General features: G+C 64.9%; 24 protein-coding genes. 10 read left to right on the forward strand and 14 right to left on the reverse strand.

The features are described 5' to 3' along the window. Positions 1–129 precede the first annotated feature (129 nt). On the forward strand, positions 130–1,041 hold the full coding sequence (locus tag C8C99_RS12870; protein ID WP_108625951.1) for a LysR substrate-binding domain-containing protein: 912 nt from the start codon (positions 130–132) through the stop codon (positions 1,039–1,041). Positions 1,042–1,057: 16 nt separating this feature from the next. Here the strand turns inward: C8C99_RS12870 and C8C99_RS12875 are convergent, their stop codons facing one another. The 8 genes from C8C99_RS12875 to trpE form a co-directional block, all read right to left on the reverse strand. Further along, positions 1,058–1,774, reverse strand: coding sequence for a uracil-DNA glycosylase (locus C8C99_RS12875; RefSeq protein ID WP_108625952.1), 717 nt, complete (start codon positions 1,772–1,774; stop codon positions 1,058–1,060). A gap of 70 nt (positions 1,775–1,844) precedes the next feature. Then, positions 1,845–2,648, reverse strand: a complete 804-nt coding sequence (gene trpC, locus C8C99_RS12880; RefSeq protein WP_108625953.1) for an indole-3-glycerol phosphate synthase TrpC — start codon at positions 2,646–2,648, stop codon at positions 1,845–1,847. Continuing rightward, entirely contained in the window at positions 2,638–2,790 is a 153-nt protein-coding gene (locus C8C99_RS24040; RefSeq protein ID WP_015016050.1) for a hypothetical protein, read from the reverse strand. Before C8C99_RS24040 ends, trpC begins: the two co-directional genes overlap by 11 nt. Before the next feature lie 20 nt (positions 2,791–2,810). Next, the gene (trpD, locus tag C8C99_RS12885; RefSeq protein WP_108625954.1) at positions 2,811–3,848 is read right to left on the reverse strand and encodes an anthranilate phosphoribosyltransferase; all 1,038 of its coding nucleotides are present in this window, start codon (positions 3,846–3,848) and stop codon (positions 2,811–2,813) included. A gap of 17 nt (positions 3,849–3,865) precedes the next feature. Continuing rightward, positions 3,866–4,537 (reverse strand): LysE family translocator, encoded by a 672-nt coding sequence (locus C8C99_RS12890; RefSeq protein WP_108625955.1) that lies wholly within the window; start codon positions 4,535–4,537, stop codon positions 3,866–3,868. After that, positions 4,534–5,121: an aminodeoxychorismate/anthranilate synthase component II gene (locus C8C99_RS12895; protein WP_108625956.1), complete on the reverse strand. Its 588-nt coding sequence runs from the start codon at positions 5,119–5,121 to the stop codon at positions 4,534–4,536. The genes C8C99_RS12890 and C8C99_RS12895 overlap by 4 nt, the downstream gene beginning before the upstream one ends. Beyond that, a complete protein-coding gene (locus C8C99_RS12900) occupies positions 5,118–5,453 on the reverse strand; it encodes a chorismate mutase (protein ID WP_108625957.1) in 336 nt (111 codons plus the stop codon). Before C8C99_RS12900 ends, C8C99_RS12895 begins: the two co-directional genes overlap by 4 nt. Next, on the reverse strand, positions 5,450–6,949 hold the full coding sequence (gene trpE / locus C8C99_RS12905) for an anthranilate synthase component I (RefSeq protein ID WP_108625958.1): 1,500 nt from the start codon (positions 6,947–6,949) through the stop codon (positions 5,450–5,452). The genes C8C99_RS12900 and trpE overlap by 4 nt, the downstream gene beginning before the upstream one ends. A 362-nt stretch (positions 6,950–7,311) precedes the next feature. Between trpE and C8C99_RS12910 the strand changes: the two genes are divergently transcribed. Together C8C99_RS12910 and C8C99_RS12915 are read left to right on the forward strand one after the other, a co-directional pair. Then, positions 7,312–7,899 carry a chalcone isomerase family protein gene (locus tag C8C99_RS12910; protein WP_108625959.1) on the forward strand — a complete coding sequence of 196 codons (588 nt, stop codon included), beginning with the start codon at positions 7,312–7,314 and terminating at the stop codon, positions 7,897–7,899. Positions 7,900–8,187: 288 nt separating this feature from the next. After that, entirely contained in the window at positions 8,188–9,837 is a 1,650-nt protein-coding gene (locus C8C99_RS12915) for a methyl-accepting chemotaxis protein (protein ID WP_108625960.1), read from the forward strand. A gap of 46 nt (positions 9,838–9,883) precedes the next feature. Here the strand turns inward: C8C99_RS12915 and C8C99_RS12920 are convergent, their stop codons facing one another. The 3 genes from C8C99_RS12920 to C8C99_RS12930 all read right to left on the reverse strand — a co-directional run bounded on the left by C8C99_RS12920 (position 9,884) and on the right by C8C99_RS12930 (position 13,542). Continuing rightward, complete coding sequence (locus C8C99_RS12920) at positions 9,884–10,594, reverse strand: phosphoglycolate phosphatase (RefSeq protein WP_056647881.1); 711 nt, start codon at positions 10,592–10,594, stop codon at positions 9,884–9,886. Positions 10,595–10,672: 78 nt separating this feature from the next. Next, the gene (locus tag C8C99_RS12925) at positions 10,673–12,193 is read right to left on the reverse strand and encodes a hypothetical protein (protein ID WP_056647880.1); all 1,521 of its coding nucleotides are present in this window, start codon (positions 12,191–12,193) and stop codon (positions 10,673–10,675) included. Positions 12,194–12,195: 2 nt separating this feature from the next. After that, positions 12,196–13,542: an SPFH domain-containing protein gene (locus C8C99_RS12930; protein ID WP_108625961.1), complete on the reverse strand. Its 1,347-nt coding sequence runs from the start codon at positions 13,540–13,542 to the stop codon at positions 12,196–12,198. A gap of 228 nt (positions 13,543–13,770) precedes the next feature. Between C8C99_RS12930 and C8C99_RS12935 the strand changes: the two genes are divergently transcribed. Beyond that, the gene (locus C8C99_RS12935; RefSeq protein ID WP_056647878.1) at positions 13,771–14,469 is read left to right on the forward strand and encodes a response regulator transcription factor; all 699 of its coding nucleotides are present in this window, start codon (positions 13,771–13,773) and stop codon (positions 14,467–14,469) included. Next, positions 14,466–16,664, forward strand: a complete 2,199-nt coding sequence (locus C8C99_RS12940; RefSeq protein WP_056647876.1) for a HAMP domain-containing sensor histidine kinase — start codon at positions 14,466–14,468, stop codon at positions 16,662–16,664. Before C8C99_RS12935 ends, C8C99_RS12940 begins: the two co-directional genes overlap by 4 nt. Before the next feature lie 260 nt (positions 16,665–16,924). Here C8C99_RS12940 and C8C99_RS23915 read toward each other — a convergent pair whose 3' ends face one another. The 3 genes from C8C99_RS23915 to C8C99_RS12950 all read right to left on the reverse strand — a co-directional run bounded on the left by C8C99_RS23915 (position 16,925) and on the right by C8C99_RS12950 (position 19,389). Further along, entirely contained in the window at positions 16,925–17,992 is a 1,068-nt protein-coding gene (locus C8C99_RS23915; protein ID WP_156391498.1) for a DUF5666 domain-containing protein, read from the reverse strand. Continuing rightward, positions 17,989–18,327 (reverse strand): hypothetical protein, encoded by a 339-nt coding sequence (locus C8C99_RS12945; RefSeq protein ID WP_158274167.1) that lies wholly within the window; start codon positions 18,325–18,327, stop codon positions 17,989–17,991. The genes C8C99_RS23915 and C8C99_RS12945 overlap by 4 nt, the downstream gene beginning before the upstream one ends. Positions 18,328–18,513: 186 nt before the next feature. Next, a complete protein-coding gene (locus tag C8C99_RS12950; protein WP_056647868.1) occupies positions 18,514–19,389 on the reverse strand; it encodes a DUF6502 family protein in 876 nt (291 codons plus the stop codon). Positions 19,390–19,627: 238 nt separating this feature from the next. Between C8C99_RS12950 and C8C99_RS12955 the strand changes: the two genes are divergently transcribed. From C8C99_RS12955 to C8C99_RS12975, 5 genes are read left to right on the forward strand one after another with little or no spacing between them, the layout of a single operon-like run. Beyond that, complete coding sequence (locus tag C8C99_RS12955) at positions 19,628–20,035, forward strand: type IV pilin protein (RefSeq protein ID WP_056647866.1); 408 nt, start codon at positions 19,628–19,630, stop codon at positions 20,033–20,035. A 9-nt stretch (positions 20,036–20,044) separates the two neighbouring features. Continuing rightward, positions 20,045–20,536 carry a GspH/FimT family pseudopilin gene (locus C8C99_RS12960; RefSeq protein WP_056647863.1) on the forward strand — a complete coding sequence of 164 codons (492 nt, stop codon included), beginning with the start codon at positions 20,045–20,047 and terminating at the stop codon, positions 20,534–20,536. Then, positions 20,533–21,075 carry a type IV pilus modification protein PilV gene (gene pilV, locus C8C99_RS12965; protein ID WP_056647861.1) on the forward strand — a complete coding sequence of 181 codons (543 nt, stop codon included), beginning with the start codon at positions 20,533–20,535 and terminating at the stop codon, positions 21,073–21,075. Before C8C99_RS12960 ends, pilV begins: the two co-directional genes overlap by 4 nt. Next, positions 21,072–22,166, forward strand: coding sequence for a PilW family protein (locus tag C8C99_RS12970; RefSeq protein WP_233247217.1), 1,095 nt, complete (start codon positions 21,072–21,074; stop codon positions 22,164–22,166). Before pilV ends, C8C99_RS12970 begins: the two co-directional genes overlap by 4 nt. Positions 22,167–22,172: 6 nt before the next feature. Continuing rightward, positions 22,173–22,694: a PilX N-terminal domain-containing pilus assembly protein gene (locus C8C99_RS12975; protein WP_082576976.1), complete on the forward strand. Its 522-nt coding sequence runs from the start codon at positions 22,173–22,175 to the stop codon at positions 22,692–22,694. The last annotated feature ends 1 nt before the right edge of the window (position 22,695 follow it).

Raw genomic sequence — 22,695 nt, forward strand, 5'->3', positions numbered from 1 at the left:
ATCGGACACAACAAAGGATGGAACCATCTTAGGAAGCTGCGCCTTGCTTGACCACCAGCATTTCAGCAACCTGCTTTGCCGTCACGGCAAACCGGCGCATACTGCGGGCTTCCCTCTGCCCCTTCCCCCATGCGCCCCCACCTGCTGCAAGACACCACCCTGCGCTACTTTCTTGCAGTGGCGCAGAGCGGCTCGCTGACCGAGGCCTCGGCCCGCCTGCATGTGGCCGCCTCGGCGCTGAGCCGCCAGATCGCCGGGCTGGAGGCCCAATTGGGCACCCCTCTTTTCGAGCGCCACCCGCGCGGCATGGTGCTGACGGCGGCGGGCGAGATCCTGGCGGTGCACGCACGCCGCACCCTGCTGGACGCCGAGCGCGCGCTGGGCGAGATCGGTGCGCTGCAGGGCCTGCGGGCCGGGCAGGTGCGCCTGGCCACGTCCGACGCGTTTGCCAACGAGCTGGTGCCGCGCCTGTGCGTGGAGTTCCAGCGCACGTATACAGGCGTGCAGTTCAGCGTGATCGCCTTACCCACGGCCCAGGTGCCCGACGCCGTGCGCAGCGGTGCGGCCGACATCGGCCTGTGTTTCAGCCGCGCGCCGCACAAGGACATCGACGTGGCCTACCGCCAGAGCGCGCCGGTGCTGGCCCTGCTGCCGCCCGGCCACCCCCTGGCCAGCGCAGGCAGCGTGACCCTGGCGCAGATGGCCGGGTACCCCCTGGCGCTGCCCCCGACGGAGACCACAGTGCGCCAGATGATCGACATCGTCTGCAGCCGCCAGGGCCTGCAACTGGAGGCCGTGCTCATCAGCAACCACGCCAAGACGGTGGTCAACTTTGTGCAGCTGGGCGGCGGGCTGTCGGTAGCCAGCGAGATCGCCGTGCGCCATCTGGTGGCCGAAGGCGCCATCGTGGCCCTGCCCATCAGCGACCCCGGCATGGACCTGCGCGACATCGAAATCCAGACCCTGGCCGGGCGCAGCCTGCCGGTGGCGGCGCAGGCGTTTCTGGAGTTGCTCAAGGAGCGGCTGCCCAGCCCCTGGTGAGGGGAAGCAAGGCCGCTCAGTAGCCGTGCTGCTGGCGGAAATCCCGCGCCTGGCTGAAATGCCCGTTGCCGATGAAAGGCACGGGCGGGCGCAGTGCCGACAGGGGCGAGGGGTGGTTGGATGTGAGCACCAGGTGCCCCCGATCGGTGGGAATCCACGCGCGCTTGGATTGGGCATGCGAGCCCCAGAGCATGAACACCACCGGGCGCGGCCCCTCGGCCACGTGGCGGATGACGGTGTCTGTCAGCTCCTCCCAGCCCTTGCCTGCATGGCTGGCGGCCTGGCCCTCTTCCACCGTGAGGCAGGTGTTGAGCAGCAGCACGCCGTTTTTGGCCCACTTGACCAGACTGCCGCCCGGGTTCGGGAAGGGGGGGAAAGCCACTCCCAGGTCGCGTTGCATCTCTTTGAAGATGTTCTGCAGCGAGGGCGGCAGGCGCACGCCCGGTGCGACGGAAAACGCCAGCCCCTCGGCCTGGCCCCGGCCGTGGTACGGGTCCTGTCCCAGGATGACCACGCGCACCTCCTCGGGCGGCGTCAGCTCCAGCGCGCGCAGCGGCTGGGGCGGAAAAATCGCCGCCCCCGCCTGCAACCGTGCCTGCAAAAACGCGAGCAACGCCTGCCCGCGCGCACCGGCAAAAAACGCATCCACCAAGGACTGCCAGCCAGGGGCCACCGGCCAGTCGGCGGGTTGGGCCGTCTGGAGTTGCGTGGCGGGCATTTCAGAGGGATTCATGGCGAAATGAGCTGGTAGCGCAGGTGAGATATGCGCCAGCAGCTATCAAAAACATAGTGATCGATCACTGTCAAGCAAACAGCTTGGCCAGCGCCAGGCCGGGGTCGTCGGCGCGCATGAAGGCCTCGCCCACCAGGAAGGCGTGAACGCCCGCGTCGCGCATGGTCTTCACGTCGGCAGGCTTCAGGATGCCCGACTCGGTGACCAGCAGGCGGTCTGCGGGCACGTCCTTGAGCATGCCCAAGGTCGTGTCCAGCGTGACTTCGAACGTGCGCAGGTTGCGGTTGTTGATGCCGACCAGCGGGGTCTTGAGCTTCAGCGCGCGCTCCAGCTCGGCGCGGTCATGCACCTCCACCAGCACCGCCATGTCCAGGCTGTGGGCGATGGCCTCGAAGTCGGCCATCTGGGCATCGTCCAGGCAGGCAGCGATCAGCAGGATGGCATCAGCGCCCATGGCGCGCGATTCGTAGATCTGGTACGCGTCCACCATGAAGTCCTTGCGCAGCACGGGCAACAACGTGCTGGCGCGGGCCTGCTTCAGGTAGTCGGGCTGGCCCTGGAAGAACTGCCGGTCGGTCAGCACCGACAGGCAGGCCGCGCTGACCTTGCCATCGCCTTCCATGTAGCTCTGGGCGATATCGGCCGGCTCGAAGTTGGCACGCAGCACGCCCTTGCTGGGGCTGGCCTTCTTGACTTCGGCGATCACGGCGGCCTGGCCCTTGGCGATCTTGGCGCGCAGCGCGCCTTCAAAGTCGCGCGTGAGCACGCGGCTCTCGGCATCGGCGCGCATGGCGTCAAAAGGCAGGCGCTTTTTGGCGGCGGCCACTTCTTCGTGCTTGACGGCCACGATCTTGTTGAGGATGTCACTGCTCATGGTGGGCTGCCTTGTCGGTTTCAGTGGGCTCGGCAGAGCCCTGTTTCAGAATGCGGGTGAACACGCGGTGCATCACGACCCCGGCCACGATGAACAGGGCAGAGACGCCCAGTGCAATCCAGGTGCCAGGGTCGTGCCACATGGCTAGGTCAGGCCGTCGTATCAGACCGTTGTGGCCAGCGCGTGCGTGCGCGTGACCACCTGCTCCAGCTTGGCCAGCGCGGCGCCGGAGGCAATCGCGGCGCGTGCCTTGGCAATGCCAGTCTGGATGGAGTCGGCCACATTGGCGGCGTACAAGGCCACGCCTGCGTTCAGGCAAACAATGTCCTGCGCAGCGCCGGGCTCGCCCTTGAGCACGCCGATCAACATCTCACGCGACTGCTCGGGCGTTTCGACCTTGAGGGCGCGGTTGCTCGCCATCGGCAGGCCAAAGTCCTCGGGGTGGATTTCGTACTCGGTGATCTGGCCGTTTTTCAGTTCGCCCACCAGCGTGGCGGCGCCCAGGCTGACTTCGTCCATGCCGTCACGGCCATACACCACCAACGCATGCTCGGCGCCCAGGCGCTGCAGCGCGCGCACCTGGATACCGACGAGGTCGGGGTGGAACACACCCATCAAGATGTTGGGGGCACCTGCCGGGTTCGTCAGCGGGCCCAGGATGTTGAAGATGGTGCGCACGCCCAACTCCTTGCGCACCGGGGCCACGTTCTTCATGGCGGGGTGGTGGTTGGGCGCGAACATGAAGCCGATGCCGACTTCAGCGATGCACTGGGCGATCTGCTCGGGCTTGAGGTTGATGTGGATGCCCAGGGCTTCCATCACATCGGCGCTGCCGCTCTTGCTCGACACGCCGCGCCCGCCATGTTTGCTGACCTTGGCGCCCGCTGCGGCGGCCACGAACATCGAGCAGGTGGAGATGTTGAAGGTGTTGGCACCGTCACCGCCCGTGCCCACGATGTCCACCATGTGGGTCGCGTCTTGGACGTGCACCTTGGTGCTGAACTCGCGCATCACCTGCGCGGCGGCGGTGATCTCGCCGATGGTCTCCTTCTTCACGCGCAGGCCGGTGATGATGGACGCCGTCATGACGGGCGAGAGCTCGCCGTTCATGATGAGCCGCATCAGGTGCAGCATCTCATCGTGGAAGATTTCGCGGTGCTCGATGGTGCGCTGCAGCGCTTCCTGGGGGGTAATGGGCATGGAATGTCTCCTGGTATTTAAGCAGAGGGCTGGTCTGTGAAGGCCAGCTTGAGCCCGAAGCCGATGAACATGGCGCCCGCCACGCGGTCCAGCCAGTGCATGCCGCGCTGGATCACCCCGGCGCGGCGCGCCATCCACGACGCGGCCAGTGCCCAGCCCACGTTGACGGGGATGGCGTTGACGTTAAACAGCACGCCCAGCAGCACAAAGGCCAGCGCCTTGTTGTCCGCGCCCGGCGCGATGAACTGCGGCACGAAGGCCAGGAAGAAGATGGCGACCTTGGGGTTGAGCACATTGGTCCAGAAGCCGCCGAGGAACACCTTGGAGAGCGGCGTGTGATGCACTGGCGCCGCCTGCGCCGCCATCAGCGCTGCACTGTTGCCCCCATCGGCCCCGGGCTTGGACAGCAGCATGCGCACGCCCATCCACATCAGGTACGCCGCACCGATCCACTTGAGCACGGTGAACGCCGTGGCCGATGCGGCCAGCAGCGCGCCCACGCCCACAGCGGCCGCAAAGATGTGCACGAAGCACCCGGCCGTGATACCCAGCCCCGCCACGATGCCCGCGCGCGTGCCGGACTTGAGTGCGTTGGTCACGATGTAGAGCACATCAGGCCCGGGCGTGAGGTTGAGCAGCCAACCGGCGGCGATGAACATCACTAACTGGTGGGCGTCGATGAAGTTCATGCGCGCTGCTCCAGAAAGTTCTTGAGCATGGCGTGACCATGTTCGGTGAGGATGCTTTCGGGGTGGAACTGCACGCCCTCGATCGCCAACGTCTTGTGGCGCACGCCCATGATCTCGCCGTCATCCGTCCAGGCCGTCACCTCCAGCACATCCGGGCAGGTGGCGCGCTCGATTGCCAGCGAGTGGTAGCGGTTGACCGTGAACTTTTCCGGCAAGCCCGCAAACACGCCCTTTTGCGTGGTGGTGATGACGCTGGTCTTGCCGTGCATCAACTCCTGAGCGCGGACGATGGTGCCGCCGAAGGCTGCGCCAATGGCCTGGTGGCCCAGGCACACGCCCAGGATGGGCAGCTTGCCGGCAAAGTGCTGGATCGCGGCGACCGAGATGCCGGCCTCGGCGGGGGAACAAGGACCGGGCGAAATCACCAGGCGGTCAAGCTGCCCAGCATTCAGTCGCGCCTCGATCTCAGCCACGGTGATTTCGTCGTTGCGGAACACCTCCACATCGGCACCCAGCTCGCCAAAGTACTGGACGATGTTGTAGGTGAAGCTGTCGTAGTTATCGACCATCAAGAGTTTTGTCATGCGGCGCTCCCAGCAAGGGCGGGCTCGCGCAGACGGACGAACTCGCGGTGTTCATAGGCAATGCAGGCTTCCATGAGGCTGCGGTAGATGGCTTCCATCACATCGGCGTCGCCGCCTTCGGCCTGGGCACGTTCGCGCACGCGGGCCACGATGGCTTCGATGCGGGCTTCGTCGCGCACTTGTTCCACGCCTTGCTTGATGCGGGCGGCCTGGGTCATGTAGCCCACGCGCTCCACCAACAGGGGCACCAGCACGTCGTCCAGCGCGTTCACTTCGCGGCGCACGTCCTGCATGGTGGTGCAGGGTTTGACCTTCTCAATCGCGGGGGTCATTCCAGGCCCTCCTCGACGAGTTCTGCCGCGCGCAGCAGCGCGCGGGCCTTGTGCTCGGTTTCTTTCCATTCCAGCTCGGGCACCGAATCGGCCACCACACCCGCGGCAGCCTGCACATAGAGCGTGCCGTTCTTGATGATGCCGGTGCGGATGGCAATGGCCACGTCCATGTCGCCCGCATAGCTCAGGTAGCCACACGCGCCGCCGTACAGGCCGCGCTTGGTGGGCTCTAGCTGGTCAATCAGTTCCATGGCGTGCACCTTGGGCGCGCCGGTCAGCGTGCCTGCGGGGAAGGTGGCCTTGAGCACGTCCATGCTGGTCATGCCGTCGTGCAGGATGCCTTCCACGTTGCTCACGATGTGCATCACATGGCTGTAGCGCTCCACAGCAAAGGCCTCGGTCACCTTCACGGTGCCGGTCTTGGCGATGCGACCGATGTCGTTGCGTGCCAGGTCGATGAGCATCACGTGCTCGGCACGCTCCTTGGGATCGTTGATGAGTTCGACCTCGGTGGCCTTGTCCTTCTCGGGCGTGGCGCCGCGTGGGCGGGTGCCCGCCAGGGGGCGGATGGTGACCTTGGTGCCTTCATCGGTCTTTTCCTGCCGCACCAGGATCTCAGGGCTGGCGCCCACCACGTGGAAGTCGCCAAAGTCGTAGAAGTACATGTACGGCGACGGGTTCAGCGAACGCAGGGCGCGGTACAGCGACAAAGGCGACTCGGTGTAGCGCTTGTGGATGCGCTGGCCGACCTGCACCTGCATGAAGTCACCGGCGGCAATCAGCTCCTTGGCGCGCTCCACGGCGGCTAGGTAGTCGGCCTTGGCAAAGTCGCGCTGGGCGGGGTGGCTTTCGGTGGCCTTGACCACGGGGGCGCTCACCGAATATTTGAGCTGCTCCTTGAGGTCGCGCAGGCGCTTCTTGGCCTTGGCGTAGGCCTCGGGCTGGGCCGGGTCGGCATACACGATGAGGTAAAGCTTGCCCGAGAGGTTGTCGATGACCGCCAGCTCCTCGCACTGCAGCAGCAGGATGTCGGGGCAGCCCAGTGTGTCGGGCGGGCAGGTGGTTTCGAGCTTTTTCTCGATGTAGCGCACCGCGTCGTAGCCAAAGTAGCCCGCCAGACCGCCACAAAAGCGCGGCAAGCCGGGGCGCAGGGCCACCTTGAAGCGCTTTTGGTAGGCCTCGATGAAATCGAGCGGGTTGCCTTGGGCAGTCTCGACCACCTGGCCGTCGGTCACCACCTCGGTCTTGGCCTGGTCGCCAAAGCCGCTGGCGCGCAGCAAGGTGCGTGCGGGCAGGCCGATGAAGCTGTAGCGCCCGAAGCGCTCGCCGCCCACCACCGATTCGAGCAGGAAGCTGTGCTTGCCGCCGTCCTTGGTGTGCGCCAGCTTCAGGTAGAGCGAGAGCGGGGTTTCCAGGTCCGCAAAGGCCTCAGCCATGAGCGGAATGCGGTTGTAGCCTTCGCTGGCCAGGCTTTTGAATTCAAGTTCTGTGATCACGGGGAAAGCTCCCAGCTGTCGCAGCGCGTGTCCCTGTGCATGAAAGCGGGGCGCTGCGGTCCATTCAATCGGCCTCACCGCATCGGGGCGGAGGCCACGGGTGCACGCTGGGGCGGCTGCCCAGGTGCCATCAGGCGTTCAAAGCGACAGGCTGACGCCAGGGCCAGGCTCCCCGGTCGCTGCAACCTGTGATGAACACGTGGTGAATGAACATGGGCCAAAGTGTAGCAAAGCTTTTTTGGCGCCCCGATTTGACGCCCCGCAACGCGAGATCACACAACCACTCGAAAACCCTGTTGCGTGCCCCCAGGAGCACTGCAACAATTTGAAACGAACGACCGTTCTTTTTTTAGGAGTTGCACATGAAGTTTCTCCAGCGATGTGCCGCAGCAGCAGTGGCATGCCTATTGGCGACCAGTGCCATTGCCCAGCCCATCACCGTGGCCGACGTCAAGTATGAAGAGACAGCGAGCCTGAGTGGCAGCAGCCTTCAGCTCAATGGCGCCGGGGTTCGTTACAAAGCCGTGTTCAAGGTGTACACGGCCGGCCTGTACCTCGAAAAGAAAGCCAGCACACCCGCCGAAATCATGGCCCAGAAAGGCCCCAAGCGCCTGACCATCACCATGCTGCGCGAAATCGACTCCACCGAACTGGGCAAACTGTTCTCGCGCGGTATGGAGGACAACATGGACCGCGCGGCGTTCTCCAAACTCATCCCGGGCGTGCTGCGCATGAGCCAGATCTTCTCGGACCACAAGAAGCTGGTGGCGGGAGACCAGTTCCAGATCGACTGGATTCCCGGCACGGGCACCATCATCACCGTCAAGGGCAAGCCGCAGGGAGAGCCCTTCAAGGAGCCCGAGTTCTTCAATGCACTGCTGGGCATCTGGCTGGGCAACGCACCGGCGGACTGGAAGCTCAAGGACGCCTTGCTCGGCAAGCCCGCCTGATTCTGGACACCGGGCAAACCCCGACGCTCACCGGCTCGGCGCTGTCGCACGCCCGACAGACGCCCCTCCTACCGGGGAGTAGCCTTTGCCCGATCCATGGCACCTTTCTGATCGCCCCTTTTTTTCACCCCTTGTTCTCTTGACGTAACAACGGACCTTGCACTGCGCGCCATCCGCGGCACGCGAGGTCACGGCTGAACCGAGCTTCTCGCGCTATCCGCGCACCGCTGCGAGCCGCCTGTCACGCATCCTCCTCCGCCCCAGACACCTTTCGCGCCAGACACCACCATGAAACTCAGCCACCTCTCCGTCGGCCTGCGCCTGGGCGCATCGTTTGGCGCCATCCTGCTCATCACGGCCCTTATCGCCGCCACGGGTATGTGGCGCATTGCCAGCCTGCAAAGCGCCAGCGAGCGCGTCGCCACGCAAGAGATCGAACAGCAGACCCTGGTGGAAGATTGGGCGTCAGACATCCGCCTGAACTGGGTGCGCACCGAGGCCTTCCTCAAGGCCATCGACCGCGACTACATGGACAAGCTCACCACCGACACCCAGGCGACGGCCAAGGGCATGGAAGCCAAGGTCAAGCGCATTGAAGCCCTGGTGCAAGGCGACCGGGCCAAGGGTCTTTTGGCCGCGATTGCCACGGCCCGGCAGGCCTACAACGACAAGCTCAACGAAATCCGGGAACTGCACCGCGGTGGCGAACCCAACGTGCCCGCCCTGGTAGACAAGGACCTGCGCCCGCTGGCCGACAAATACCTGCAGTCGCTGGACGATCTGCGCAAGACCATGGCCGCCCAGCTGGCCGAAAGCCAGGCCGACACCTCCACCCTGGCCAAGGCCAGCCAGGTGCTGCTGGGCGTGGGCACACTGGTGGCCGTGGCGCTCGGCGCATTGATGGGCCTGACGGTCACCCGTTCCATCGTGCGCCCCTTGCAGCAGGGCCAGCACGCCGCCGAAAGCATTGCCGATGGCGACCTGACGCACCCTATCGCCGCCAGCGGCAACGACGAGACCGGCCAGTTGCTGCAGGCGCTGGCCACCATGCAATCACGCCTGGCCACCATCGTGGGCAACGTACGCTACAGCGCCGAAGGCGTGGCCACGGCCAGCGCCGAGATCGCGACAGGCAACAACGACCTGAGTGCCCGCACCGAACAGCAGGCCAGCGCGCTGGAAGAAACGGCCGCATCGATGGAAGAACTGGGTTCCACCGTGCGCCAGAACGCCGACAACGCCCGCACCGCCAACCAGTTGGCCATGAGCGCATCCACCGTCGCCCAGCAAGGCGGCGACGTGGTGGCAGAGGTGGTGGACACCATGAAGGGCATTAACGACAGCAGCCGCAAGATCGCCGACATCATCAGCGTGATCGACGGCATCGCCTTCCAGACCAACATCCTGGCGCTGAACGCTGCCGTCGAGGCTGCGCGCGCGGGCGAACAGGGTCGGGGCTTTGCCGTGGTGGCGGGCGAGGTGCGCAGCCTGGCGCAGCGCAGCGCCGAGGCCGCCAAAGAGATCAAGGGCCTGATTGGCACCAGCGTGGAGCGCGTGGAGCGTGGCACGGCCCTGGTGGACAAGGCCGGCGCCACCATGACCGAGGTGGTCAGCGCCATCCGCCGCGTGACCGACATCATGGGTGAGATCAGCGCCGCCAGCAGCGAACAGAGCCAGGGCGTCTCGCAAGTCGGCGAAGCCATCACGCAGATGGACCAGGCCACGCAGCAAAACGCTGCCTTGGTGGAACAAAGCGCCGCAGCCGCCGACAGCCTCAAAACCCAGGCAGGCCAGCTGGTGGATGCCGTGGCGGTGTTCCGCCTTTCGGACAACGCCACGCGCCACAACAGCTCCGCACCCGCCCCAGTGCGCAGCAGCGCCCCCGCAGCATCGCGTCTGGACTATCGCAACGTGGCGCCGCGCCAGCTGACCGCCTGAACGCCAGCACCCCGCAATCCGCAATCCGCAATCCGACCAGGCAAGCTCAGGTCAGCTGCGCCAGCGAATCCACAAAACCATCGGCATTCACAGCCCGCACGGGCTGGCCGTGGTTGTAGCCGTAGGTGACCAGCACCACCGGACACCCGGCAGCCCGCGCGGCCTGCGCATCATTGCTGGAGTCGCCCACCATGAGCGTGCGCGCGGGGTCTATGCCCAAGGCTTCGCAGGTCTTGAGCAGTGGCAACGGGTCTGGCTTTTTGCGCTCGAACGAGTCGCCACCGAAGACCTTCTCGAAATACCCGTCAAGGCCTTTCAACTGCAGCAGGGGCAGCGCGAAGTCCCGGGGCTTGTTGGTCAGACACGCCAGCCGCAGGCCCCGGCCCTGCAAAGCCTGCAGCCCCGCCTTCACGCCGTCATACACCCCGGCGTACTGACCATTGATGGCGAGATAGTGGCGCTGGTAGCTGGCCCAGGCAGAAGGGTAGAGCGCTTCAATTTCCGTAGCAATGGAGGCATGGTTGACCTGCACCAGCACGTGATGCAGCACTGAGCGCAACAGATGTTCCGACCCTTTGCCCACCATGTGCTCGATCGTCTGGGCCGCAATCGACGGCAGCTCCAGTTCACGCAGCATGCGGTTCAAGGCCTCATTGAAGTCACCCATGGTGTCCACCATGGTTCCGTCCAGGTCGATGATGGCGGCGTCCACACGGGCGAGCAAGGTGGACAGCAAAGGCGTAACGGCAGCGGGCATGAAACAGGCATTCAGTGAAAGAGACGGGGCCAAGTTTACGGACCCCGTCAAATCCTCCCCCTGCCTACCTCGCTTCATTCAACGCAAGCTGAGCGTTTCGCGCTTCCATGCCGGGTCTTGCCAGCGCTGGAACAGGGGCAGCGCGGCCACATCGCCGGTCACGCGCTCGGTGGTCAGGCCCTCCAGCCGCACCACTTCAAAGCTCTTGCGGTAGCGGCCCTGGCCCCGGGCTTCGCGGGCCACCAGCATTTGCTGGCCGCCAGGCACCCAGCCGGCCCATTCGGCCACGCCGGTCTCGGGCGTGGCGGCGGCGGGTGGCAGCACATCGGCCAGCCAACCGCCTTCGGTTTTGCGTAGCACCCACAGCTCGCGCCAGCCTTCCATCGGCTGCGCCGCCAGGGCCACGGCCGTGCCTTCGCGGTTGGTGCTGGCTGATGCGGCCCATACCACGCCGTAGGTGCAGCGGCGCAGCAGCGGGGCCTGGGCGCTGTGCTGCGCGTCCACCAGCAGCACACAGGTTTCGCCAGGGGCGCCGGGTTCGGTCAGCAGTGTGGGGCGGGCACCTACGGCTGCCACAGGGGCCACCGCCGGCACCAAGGCCCAACGCACGGCGCTCACGCGCATGGCGGCGTCGTTGTAAGCGGCCAGGTCTTCGTCGGGCAGCTCGGCCTTGCTCACGCCACTGAGTTCCGTCAGGGCACGCGCAGCGGCAGCGGCCACCGCTGGGTCGGCAGCGTTCTTGCGTGCCTGCTGAAAGGCGGCAGCACCCCACACGCTGGCGCGGCGCATTTGCACGCGGTTGCGCAGGTAGCCGGGCAGATTGGCCACGTCCACGCGCTCCAGCACGTCAGCCTGCCAGGTGGTGACCTTGGCGCGCTCGTGCGCAGGCAGGTCGGGGTTGATGCACTCGGGGCGGGTCAGCGCCAGGGCGGCGCGGGCGCGCTGCTCAGCATCGGCCACGGGCATGGCCAGCAGGCGGCGAAAGGCCTCGCCCTCGTAGCAGACCTGCATGCGGCCTTCGACCTCGTAGGTGGCAAAGCGCACGCCGTAGCCGTTGACCACATCCAGGTGCGCGGACAGCGTGGCGCCTGACGCCTTGCCCGGCGCGGCCACCGAGGCGCGGCGGGCCAGCCGATCGGCAAAAGTGCCCAGCGCATCAAAGGCCTGCGCGCCCTCCACGCCAGCCAAAGCCTTGGCAGGCGCGGCTTGCAGGTAGGCGGCTGTCAGGCCAATGCCCAGCGCCTCGGCGCCCGGCGTGTCCTGCACAAAGCGCATGACGGCCAGCAGCGCGGGGCCTTCGGTCTCGGTCAGGGCCACGCGGCGCACATCGCTGGCGCGGATGAAGCCACCGCGCTCGCGCTTGTGGTCCCACACCTGCAAATAGTCGAGGCGCTCGCCGCGCACTTCGAGCACTTCGCCCTGCCACAGGCTGGCCTGCTGCTGGGCGCCGTCGCGGGGTGCGGCGCGCAGGCTGGCCTGGTCTTGCACCACGATGGCGCTGCCCTGGGCGTTGGAAGATGGCTGTGGGGCGGCCTCAGCCGCCACGGTCACTGCGGCGCTGGCGACGGCTGCCAGCAAGGTGGCGAGGGTGGCGTTCATGTTCACTGCTCCACGGCTTGTGTGGTGGTGGCGTCGTCGGCCACGGCCGCAGCCTGGGCTGCACCGGCCTGGGCATTGCGGTGGCCGCCCAGCAGCGCGGCACCGATGAAGTCGCCGTTGGTGGGCGGGGGCGCGATGATGACCTGGATCTTGTCCGAGAGCTTGTCGGCCAGCGTCTTCTGGATGAGCAGCGGGTGCTTGGTCACCAGCGCGCCTTCGCGGGCCATTTGCTCGGCGTTGACTTTGCCCACGCGGTCCATGCGGTAGGCCTCGGCCTCGGCCAGCTTCTGGCGGGCGTCGGCCTCGCCGTTGGCTTCGATGCGGCGGGCCTGGGCGGCACCTTCGGCGGCTTTGACGCGGGCCACGCGCTCGGCTTCGGCCTCTAGCTGGCGCTGCTCGATCTGGCGCTGCTTGAAGGGCAGCACATGCTTCATGGCCTCTTCCTGCGCCTTGGCGGCAATGACCTGCTCGCGGGCGGCGGCTTCGGCGGCCACTTCGCGGCGCACCTTGTCGGCGTTGGCGTCCAGCTCGGTTTCCTTCACGCGCTTGTCTTTCAGCTCCAGCGTGTAGCGCATTTTTTCGGAGGCCAGCTCTTCGGCCAACAGGCTGTCCATGCCCCGGCGGTACTCGGCGGGCAAATCCACCTTGCCGATCTGGATGCTGCGCAGCGTGACGCCATCGGCCGCCAAGCGAGCGCGCAGCTCGGTTTCGATGATCTGCGCAATCTCGGCACGCTTGGACGAGAAGATTTCACGCACGGTGTAGCGGGCAAACACCTTGTAGACCAGGCCTTGCACAGCGGGCTCGACGATGTCGGCGCCCACGTTGTCGGGCAGGTTGCCAGCCTTCACAGCGGGCGAGTTGGGGTCCAGCGCATAGCGCACGCTCAGATCCAGCCCCAGCGACAGGCCTTCGACCGACTGCAGCGGCGCGCTGCCCGTGGCCTGGCGCATGGCTTCGGGGCGGTAGCTTTGGTCGCGCAGCGAGAACACGCGCACCGTGTGCAGGCCGGGCACCACCCACACGCTGCCATCACGCCACAAGCTCACCGCGCCGGTGAACTGGTTCAGGCGCACACCCAGGTCGCCTTGCGCCAGGTGTTGCACGGGCGGATTGCGGTACACCATCAGGCCCGCTGCAGCCACCACGGCACCAGCGGCCAGCCAGCGCACCGTGCGGGCGGTGGGCAGCAGGTAGGCCCAGTTCAACGGGGCTGCCGACGCGGGAGCCGTCGTGGGGGTGGGGCCTTGCAGATCAGCGTCCAGCACGGGTTCCGTGCCCGCTTCGGGCAAGGGGGTAGAGCGGCGGCCCTTCAGGGTCTGCACGATGCGGTTCCAGGTGGCTTTCATGGTGTTTCTCTCTCAGGTGGTTTCGATGTTGTTGTCGCTTCTGAGCAGTCAAAGTGGCTGACTCATTGAGGACCGATTGTTCGAATTCACCCCGGAAGCAACAATGCAGCGCAGCCCCCAATGCGCTCACACCGCCCGCACGAACCTTCCGGCCCCGGAAGAAAAACTCACACAGCCCGGCGCGGGCCGCCGGGATAATCCGACCACCCCTTACTGCCCGCCCTGCCCATGACTCGCATTGCCGTGATCGAAGACGACCTGCCCACCAGCAACCAGTTGGCCGGGTGGATACGCAGCGCCAAGAGCGGCATCGTCATCGACCAGTGGTTCACCCGCGACGAGGCCGAAGCCGCGCTGGCCCGCGAGCACTACGACGCGGTGGTGCTCGACATCGAACTGGGCCGCGAGCGCCATGCGGGCGTAGCCCTGATCAACGCCATCAACAAGCTGCGCCAGGGCACGCCGGTGCTGGTGGTGTCGGCCATGCCAGCGGCCATTTACCGCAGCATCATGAAGGCGCTGGACGCGTGGGACTACCTGCAGAAAACCACGTTTGAAGAGGCAGACTTCATCGAGACCTTTCTCGACATCCTGCGCACCACACAGGCACAGGCCCCGGCCAGCGCAGCCCCTGCGCCCGTGGGCGACGCCCTGGTGCTGGACCCGCTGTGGCAACGCACCCCCACCTGGCGCGGCGAGCGCATCAACCTGCCGCTCACGGCCCAGCGCATCCTGGCCACGCTGCACCAGCGCAGTGGCGAGGTCGTGTCTTACGACGAACTGTTTGAGGTGGTGAAAAGCGGCCGCAACCGCGACAACGTGCGCAAGCATGTGAGCACCATCCGCGAGGCGCTGCGTGAAGTGGACCCCAGTTTTGAAGGCATTGAAAACGTGCCCATGCGCGGCTTCCGCTGGGTTGGCAAATGAAACGCCTGCTGCGCCCCGCACTCGACATCCCCCGCCTGGGCCTGCCGGCGTTCCGCCTGCGCATTCTGGTGCGCAGTGTGTTTGTGCTGCTGGCCTTGGCCACGGTGGCGCTGAGCGTGGTGGTGCTCAAGGACGAAAAGGAGCGCGCCTGGCAGGCCTACCAGCACGGCTTTGTGCGCAGTCAGGCCGAGGTCATGGCGCGGCTGCGCCATCCCTCGGGCCAGTTGGCGCTGCTCAATGCGAGCCACCTCGGCCAGGGCGTGACGCCGCTGGCGCCGCTGCTGCTGCCCTACGCCGCCATCGACTTTGACGACCCGCAAAAATCGCAGCAGGCGGTGGAGATGGCGGGCTGCTCGGTGCAGTATCCCGACGGGGCCTCGGTGTGCGCGGCGATTGGCAACAACCCGTACGCGGGCGGCTTCATTTACCTGGTGGGCAGCTTTTATGCGGGCGAGCTGACGCCCCGCGAGCGCGGTGCGCTGGTGCCTGCAGAATCACACCGTGCGCGCATCAGCCTGGACATGCGCGGCGCCACCTACCGCTGGATTGCGCCGTACGAGGCCATGCCGCCGCAAGGCAGCGCGGCGGTGCGCGGGCGGCTCACGGGGTTTGTGGACAACGGCGCGCCGCAGCTCGATGCCCATGCACGGCCGGTGCGCGACTTTCGCGGCTGGCTGTGGCAAAACGGCCAGTGCCGCGACCTGCCGCCAAAGCCCACCAACCAAACCTCCACTGGCACCTCTGCTGGCGCCCTCACTGGCGATGCTGCAGCGACAGACTGCGTGCGCCGCACCCACTACTCGATCCGTCTGCCCGTCGAGCTGTTTCGCGAAGCGCTGTTCCGCAAGGACGAACGCCTGGTCTGGCCGCCCGAAGACCTGGGGCAAATGCGTGTGCGCGTGGAGATGCTGGCGCCGGGCGAAGACTCCAGGCCGCTGTTTGACAGCAACGCGCCTGGCGCGCAGTTGGCCGCCTCGCTGAACGACCTCTCGCGCAGCCTGCTGCCGGGCGAGCGTGTGCAGATCCGCAAAATGGGCAGCGACGAGGCCAGCGCCATCACCCTCAAGGGCGTCGAAGTGCAGGCCGAGCCCTCAGCGCCCTGGCTGCTGCGCCTGATCCGCTGGCTGCCGCTGGATGCCGCAGGCGTGGGCCCGGCGGCGGTAACACCCGTAGCGCCCACGGGGCTGGATATTCTGGACACGCCTACCGGCAACTACGTGGTCAACTTCACCGGCCATCTGCGCGGTGTGGAGCAGGGCCTGGCGGCCGTGGCCACGCGCCTGTCGTGGTACCTGGGCGCCATGCTGGGGGCGATTGCACTGGCCTGGCTGGTGGTGGAAGTGGGCCTGATCCGCCGCGTGACGGCCCTCACCCGCCGCGCCGCTGCGGTGTCATACAACGTGCAGCCCGGCCACACCGGCCCCAGGCTGGGCGACCTGGACGTGTCCGACCTGCGCGGATCGGACGAGCTGGGCATTCTGGCGGGCGGCCTGGCCGACCTGCTGCAGCGCGTGAAGGACGACCTGCAACGCGAACAACTGCGTGCCCAGCAAGAGCGCGACATGTGGCACGCCGTGGGGCACGAGATCATGTCGCCCCTGCAGTCGCTGATGGCGCTGAACGGCCCGCAAGACCCCGGCCACCGCTATGTGCAGCGCATGCAGCAGGCCATCCATGTGCTCTATGGAACGGCATCGCCCGCCGAAGCACTGCAGGCCGCCGATGTGCCCGAGGGGCGACTGGACCTGGACGCCTTCTTGCGCAACGTGGCCGATAACGCGCACTTTGCGGGCATCCTGGACGTGGTGTATGCCCCGGGTTCAAGCGACTCAGGCCCGGTCATCGTTCGCGCCGACGAGTTTGCGCTGGAAGACGTGGTGACCCACATCCTGCGCAACGCCGACCGCTACCGCCCCACGGGCAGCCCTATCACGCTGACGCTCACTGCGTCAGAATCCACCGCTAGCGCCACGCTGCACAACCAGGGATCGACGATTGCCGAAGACCTGCTGGAGCGGATTTTTGAACTGGGTGTGTCCGACCCCGGCAGCCCCACCCCGTTGGGCGAGGGCGAACACCGGGGCCAGGGCCTGTTCGTGGCCAAGACCTACATGGCCAAGATGGGCGGCACCATCAACGCCCGCAACACCGAGGGGGGCGTGGCATTCACGCTGACTTTTCAGCGGCTAGGCTGAGACCCCAGGGGTCTTCTGCACGAATCGAGCGCAAAGGATGCGCTGCGGATAGAGACGGGCTGCAAGGCGCAGCAATAGCCATAGCTATTGCGAGTATTTGAAACGTCGCATACCACCCGAGATCGCAGGTGCACACGGCGCGGTAATTCGTGCGGAGGGTCCCGAGAACCCGCAGCAGCGCTATCGCAGCCCAGGATTTGCACAGCACTCGTCATTAGCCCCTGGGGCGCTGCGATGGACGGCGATTGTGCTGCAGCGCTCTACTCGAACTGGACCGTTGTCGCCTGGAGCACGCCCGAAACCACTTGGCTGCCACTCACCGATACGCGTGCACCATTGCGCAAATCTTTCGCGGTACCGTTGGTGAACACAACCGAACTGTTCGATGCATCCACCGGCTGCCCATTGACGCGAAAGTCCGCTACGGATCGGTACTGCCCCACCGTGCCGATGAGCTGGAAACTTGCAGGGCCACCAACCCCGGGCGCGTATCGGATGCGCGCCCGCTTGGCCACCAACACGCCACCCACCATGGTGCCCGCAACTTCGAGCCGGACGCCGTTCCCGATGCTCGATGCAGGCCCTCCTGTGACCAGGGCAGAAGCGATATTCACGCGCTGACCGTACAACAGGAAATCCGAATTCAGCCCCCCGAAGCTAGAAACGATACCCAGCAAATTCGCGGCGAAACTCCCCGTGGTTGGCAGGGTGTGTCCTCGCCGAATCTGTTGTGCGTTGAGAACCCCATTGACAGGCAAGGCCGTTGCTCGCACGTACACCACCATCCCGTTAGCCAATGAGCTGCCAACCAACGTTCCGCTGAACGACGCGGCGCCATAGTTGACCAACAATCCTCCCAGGCTGAAGGTCTTGGAAGCTGTATCGAGTTGCCCCACCGCCCCGGACAAGATGAGAGGCAAGCTGGAACTCTTGCTCTCGATCCGGCTGGCGCGCCAACTGCCATCGCCAATGGGCAACGCATACACCTGCACAGTGGTGCCCACTTTGATGGACGACAAAGACGTGACGCCGTCGTAAATGGTGGCCTCATCTACCAAAACGCGGGTTCCTGACACCTCCAGCGCGCCTGCAGCAGCATCTACCGCTGTGGCAGCACCCCGGAATTCGGGGACCGAGAGCACTGTCGTTGCAGTACCCGTCAGAAGGTCTGGCTGAATGGAGCCGCCGACCAAAACGGTCATCCCGAGACGCAATGCATCTGAATCTTCTGTGGTGATCTGGGCCGAATCCGTAGCGAAACGTACCCCGTTCACGATCACACTGCCAAAGCCGTCTGCGACGCCGACACCCACCGCGGAAGCAGTCACCCCCGTGCCACCAGAGCCCACTCCGCCGCCATCGCCGGGACCTGCTGCCACGCCATCTCCAGAACCATCGCCTGTACCTGTACCTGTACCTGTACCTGTACCTGTACCTGTACCTGTACCTGTACCTGTGCCTGTGCCTGTGCCTGTGCCTGTGCCTGTGCCTGTGCCTGTGCCTGTGCCTGTGCCTGTGCCTGTGCCTGTGCCTGTGCCTGTGCCTGTGCCTGTGCCTGTGCCTGTGCCTGTGCCTGTGCCTGTGCCTGTGCCTGTGCCTGTGCCTGTGCCTGTGCCTGTGCCTGTGCCTGTGCCTGTGCCTGTGCCTGTGCCTGTGCCAGCATCCGAGCCAGTACCAGTACCAATGCCAGTACCTACCCCAGTGCCAGGGGATGTACCCGTTCCAGGTCCAGCGGTATCGCTACCTCCACCCGACACAGATGAATCTGCAGAGCCACCGCAAGCGGCCAATGTGACCCACACCGTCAGCAAGACGGATCGGATCAATACGTGAATGGGGCTTTTCATCGCTAATCTTTCACAGGACGAGATGCATCCAACTCGTCGACATTTCGTTGCGCAGGTTCTGCAGGAACGTCAACGCCTTCCGACGTATCACGCTCCTTTTCGTAGTAAGCGTAGATGCCGACACGCATGCGTCCGGCACCTTGACCGTCGCTCTGCTCCACGGCATCCGTCATCTCACGCACAAGAAGATGGTGAACCTTCTCCCATTGCTGACGCGAAAGCTGCTGAATGCGCTCACAGTCTTCCAGGGACAAGCCTGAGGCAAAAACTGCGCGCTCCAGCATGCGAGGCTGTTGGCCCAGGGTGTTGGACACGGCCGCTTGAAGATGATCACGCACGTTATCTCCCAGAAAGGCCAGCATGTCCCGCACGCTCGCGGTGGGAGTAAAGCTGTCTCCGAGCAAGTGGACCTCTCCGTCCGAGAGCGTAACCAAGTTGAGCCGTTGCAGCTCCTCCAATACGGTGCGATGGTGCACATTTCCTCGGGTCGCAAACCGGGACAGCAACTCAAAGGAATGACCGTCCCCTGAATCCGCCAACGGCAGCGTGCGCTGCGACGTATCTTCAGCAACGACCTGAAGCCAAGCGGTATACGCCTTGGCTGCCGCTGAACTTTCGGTGGCAGGCAGAACAGTTCGGGTGTCGCGCACTCGGGCTGTCACGTCCTTGCGATTGAGCCCGGTGGTAGTCGCAAGCTGACTCAGATTGGGCTTGGAGCCGTCTTTTTTGTTCCAGAGATTTCGCGCTTCATCCACCAGGAGATCACGCAGCACTTCTTCAAGCTGCGGATGTTTCAGCCCCATGGCCAACGCCAGACGCACCGCTGGCCGCAGGATGCGTGCCAAAGCAGCTTGGGTCCAGGAGAGTCGATCTTGCATGGGTATGGATGGGTAACCGGCGATTTTCCGCGAGTTTCAGCACATTGACGCGTGTCGGCCACGTTTGGCGCGCAAAGCGTGTTGCCAATCCAACGGCAAGGAGCAACCTCAAAAGCTGCCGCTCATCGGCAATGCAATACCGCTCATCTCCAGCGCCTCCACGAAACAACTTGCAATAATTGAAATGTGATAATTTCACATACACAAACAACACCGAGCCCCGCAAAGGAGAAACAGCATGGAGCGCAGCAAGGGTTTCTCCTTGATTGAACTGATGATCACGGTGGCCGTGATTGGCATTCTGGCGGCGGTGGCCTACCCCTCCTATCAGGATCAGGTACGCAAATCGCGCCGTGCGGAGGCGCAGTCCGCGCTCATGGACATTGGCACCCGCCAGCAACAGAGGCTGCTGGATACACGCACCTATGCCGCGACCACCGCGGCATTGAACGTCACCGTTCCTCCCCAGGTCACCACTTACTACGCCATTAGCGTGTCTGCACCAGCCAGCACCCCTCCATCATTCACGGCGACAGCCACCCCTCAGGGTGACCAGGCAAAGGACAAGTGCGGAACGCTAGCGATTGATAGCACCGGCACAAAGACCGCAGTCAAAAGCGGAAGCGCCCAAACGGGCTGCTGGTAGGGAAGCATCATGCGCATCGCAATACGCACGCCGGCCCGCGGCTTCACGCTGATAGAGCTCATGGTCACTGTGGCTTTGCTGGCGGTGGTGGTGTCATTGGCGGCCCCATCGTTCCGCGCTCTGTTGGAAACGCAGCGGATGCGGGCAGCAGCCTTTGACCTGATGGCAGATCTGACGCTAGCCCGTAACGAGGCCGTCAAGCGCGGTGTGCTTGCGTCTCCCGTCACCCTCAGCCCAACGTCGGGCAACCAAGACCATTGGGAGTCGGGCTGGAGCGTGATGGTAGGCACCGAAGTCGTGAGCCGCAAAAGTGCCGTCGGTGGTGGCGTAACGTTCACCGGCCCCGCAACCGTCACCTTCGACGCCAGTGGTCGTGTGTCCAACACCACCTCGGTAGCGAGATTTGCACTGGCCAATAGCAACGCCAGTCGCAGCCGCTGCATCTCCCTGGACCCCTCCGGTCGCCCCAAGAGCTCCACCACCAATTGTCCGTCCCCATGAAAGCCAGATCTCACCAACAAGGCGTCCTGCTGATCGAGGCCCTGATCGCCATGCTAATCGTGGCCTTCGGGGTGCTGGGCTTCGCGGGCCTGCAAGCCAAGACCACTCTGGCCAATCTCGAGGGCTATCAACGCTCCCAGGCGCTCATCCTGGTCAGCGACATGGCCGAGCGAATCAACCTCAACCGTGCCAGTGCCGCCGACTACGTAGCCAACAACATCGGCCTGACCGATCCTGGTGATTGCACCCAGCCCTCCCTGACCATCGCCCAAAAAGATGTTTGCGAGTGGTCCAAAGCCATCCAGGGCGCCGGTGAGACGCAAGGCACCACCAAGGTGGGGGCCATGATCAATGCGCGAGGCTGCATCACATCCCCCGCTGCCAACCAGTACCTCATCGCGCTAGCCTGGCAAGGGCTGCAGGCCACCGGCGCGCCCGCCAATACCTGCGGCCAAAACGCCTACAGCAGCGAAGACATGCGCCGCGTTGCGTCGGTCGTCATCCAAATCGGCACCCTGGCCAACACTCCCGCACCATGAGCTCATCCCCCATCTTACGTGCCCGCAGCTGGCACCGCGGTGCCCAGTTGCAACGAGGTTTTTCGCTGATGGAGCTGATGGTCGGCCTGACCATTGGCATGGTGCTAGTCGCCGGATTAGCCGTGCTGTTTGCCAATACAAGTCGTTCTGGCAACGAACTCGAAAAAAGCATTCGCCAGATCGAAAACGGTCGGTACGCGATCGAGCTGCTACATGACGAACTTACCCTGGCCGGCTTTTATGGCGAGGTGCCCGGGGATCTTTCCAACTATTCCAGCCCTGACGTCTGCGCCACTGCGCTGGCAGACCTGGGATGGGATAAAACCACACCCTCGACTCCCCGCTTGCCGCAACCGGTGCGTGGTCTGTCGACCACGGAAGCCGCAGCGCTGCCAACCACCTGCATCCCCAACTACAAACCCGGTACGGTGGCCTTTGCTGTACACCGGCTCGGTACGGAAGCCGTGGCGCCAGCCACTGTGAGTACCACCGATGTACCCTATGCGCAAACCTCGCGCTGCAACAGCGACCCAGTAGCCGACCCCTTCATCCTGTCCGGGGTCGCCAGTAACCTGAATCTCAAAACTTTCAGTTGCGGAAGCACGAGCTTCAATACCGTGCGGCCCTACCTGTCGCGCGTTTACTACATCGCCAGCTGCAACGAGTGCGGTAGCGGCGGGGACGCCACCCCCACCCTCAAGATGGCTGAGCTGCGCGGCACGGCCATGATCACCGTCCCCTTGGCAGAGGGCATTGAGAGCATGGTGCTCGAATACGGGTTTGACACCACCGACCCGGCGTCCGCGACCGCATCCGCGGCCGACAAAGGGCGGCCCGATGTGTTCCGCACCGGCCTGAGCGGTACGGCAGGCGCAAGAGATAACGACTGGAGCAACGTGGTGGCCGTGCGCTTGCATCTGCTGTCCCGCACCGTGGAGCCCAGCTCCGGCTACAACGACTCGGGCAAAACCTACACCTTGGGCCCTACCTCGGTTAGTGGTGACACCACCGGCTTCAAACGCCGGGTGTACACCACCACCGCCCGCCTGATCAACGTGGCCGGCCCCCGGGAAGTTCCTTCCACACCCTGACACTCCATGAAAACCCCTTCCTCCCAACGCGGCGCGACACTGGTGGTGGCCCTGATCTTTCTGGTCCTGATGAGCCTGTTCGCCCTCAGCGCCTTCAACAGCTCCAGCAGCAACCTGCGCATAGTGGGAAATACCCAGGCTCGCCAGGAGAGCCTGGCAACGGCCCAGGTGGCGGTGGAGGCAACGATCAGTTCCGCAGACTTTGCCACCAATCCAGCCAAGGTGGCGGCATCACCCCTGCAAGTCGATGTGGATGGAAATGGCACTACGGACTACACAGCCACATTGACTCCACCACCTGAATGCACACGCGTTCGCCCTCTCACGGACATACCGGACCCAGTACCAGGCGAACCCGACCCCCTTGCAGCCTGCCGGTCAAGTACCACCCTCATTCCGGGTTGCCTTACCACTGAGTGGAATATCCGGGCCGCAGTCGCTGACTCGCGCAGCAATGCCCAGCTAGCCGTTAATCAAGGTGTCAGTGTCCGTGTTCCCGCATTGCTCTTGCCTGAATCGTGCAAATGAA

It is taken from the genome of Acidovorax sp. 107, assembly GCF_003058055.1.
Classification (GTDB): domain Bacteria; phylum Pseudomonadota; class Gammaproteobacteria; order Burkholderiales; family Burkholderiaceae_C; genus Acidovorax.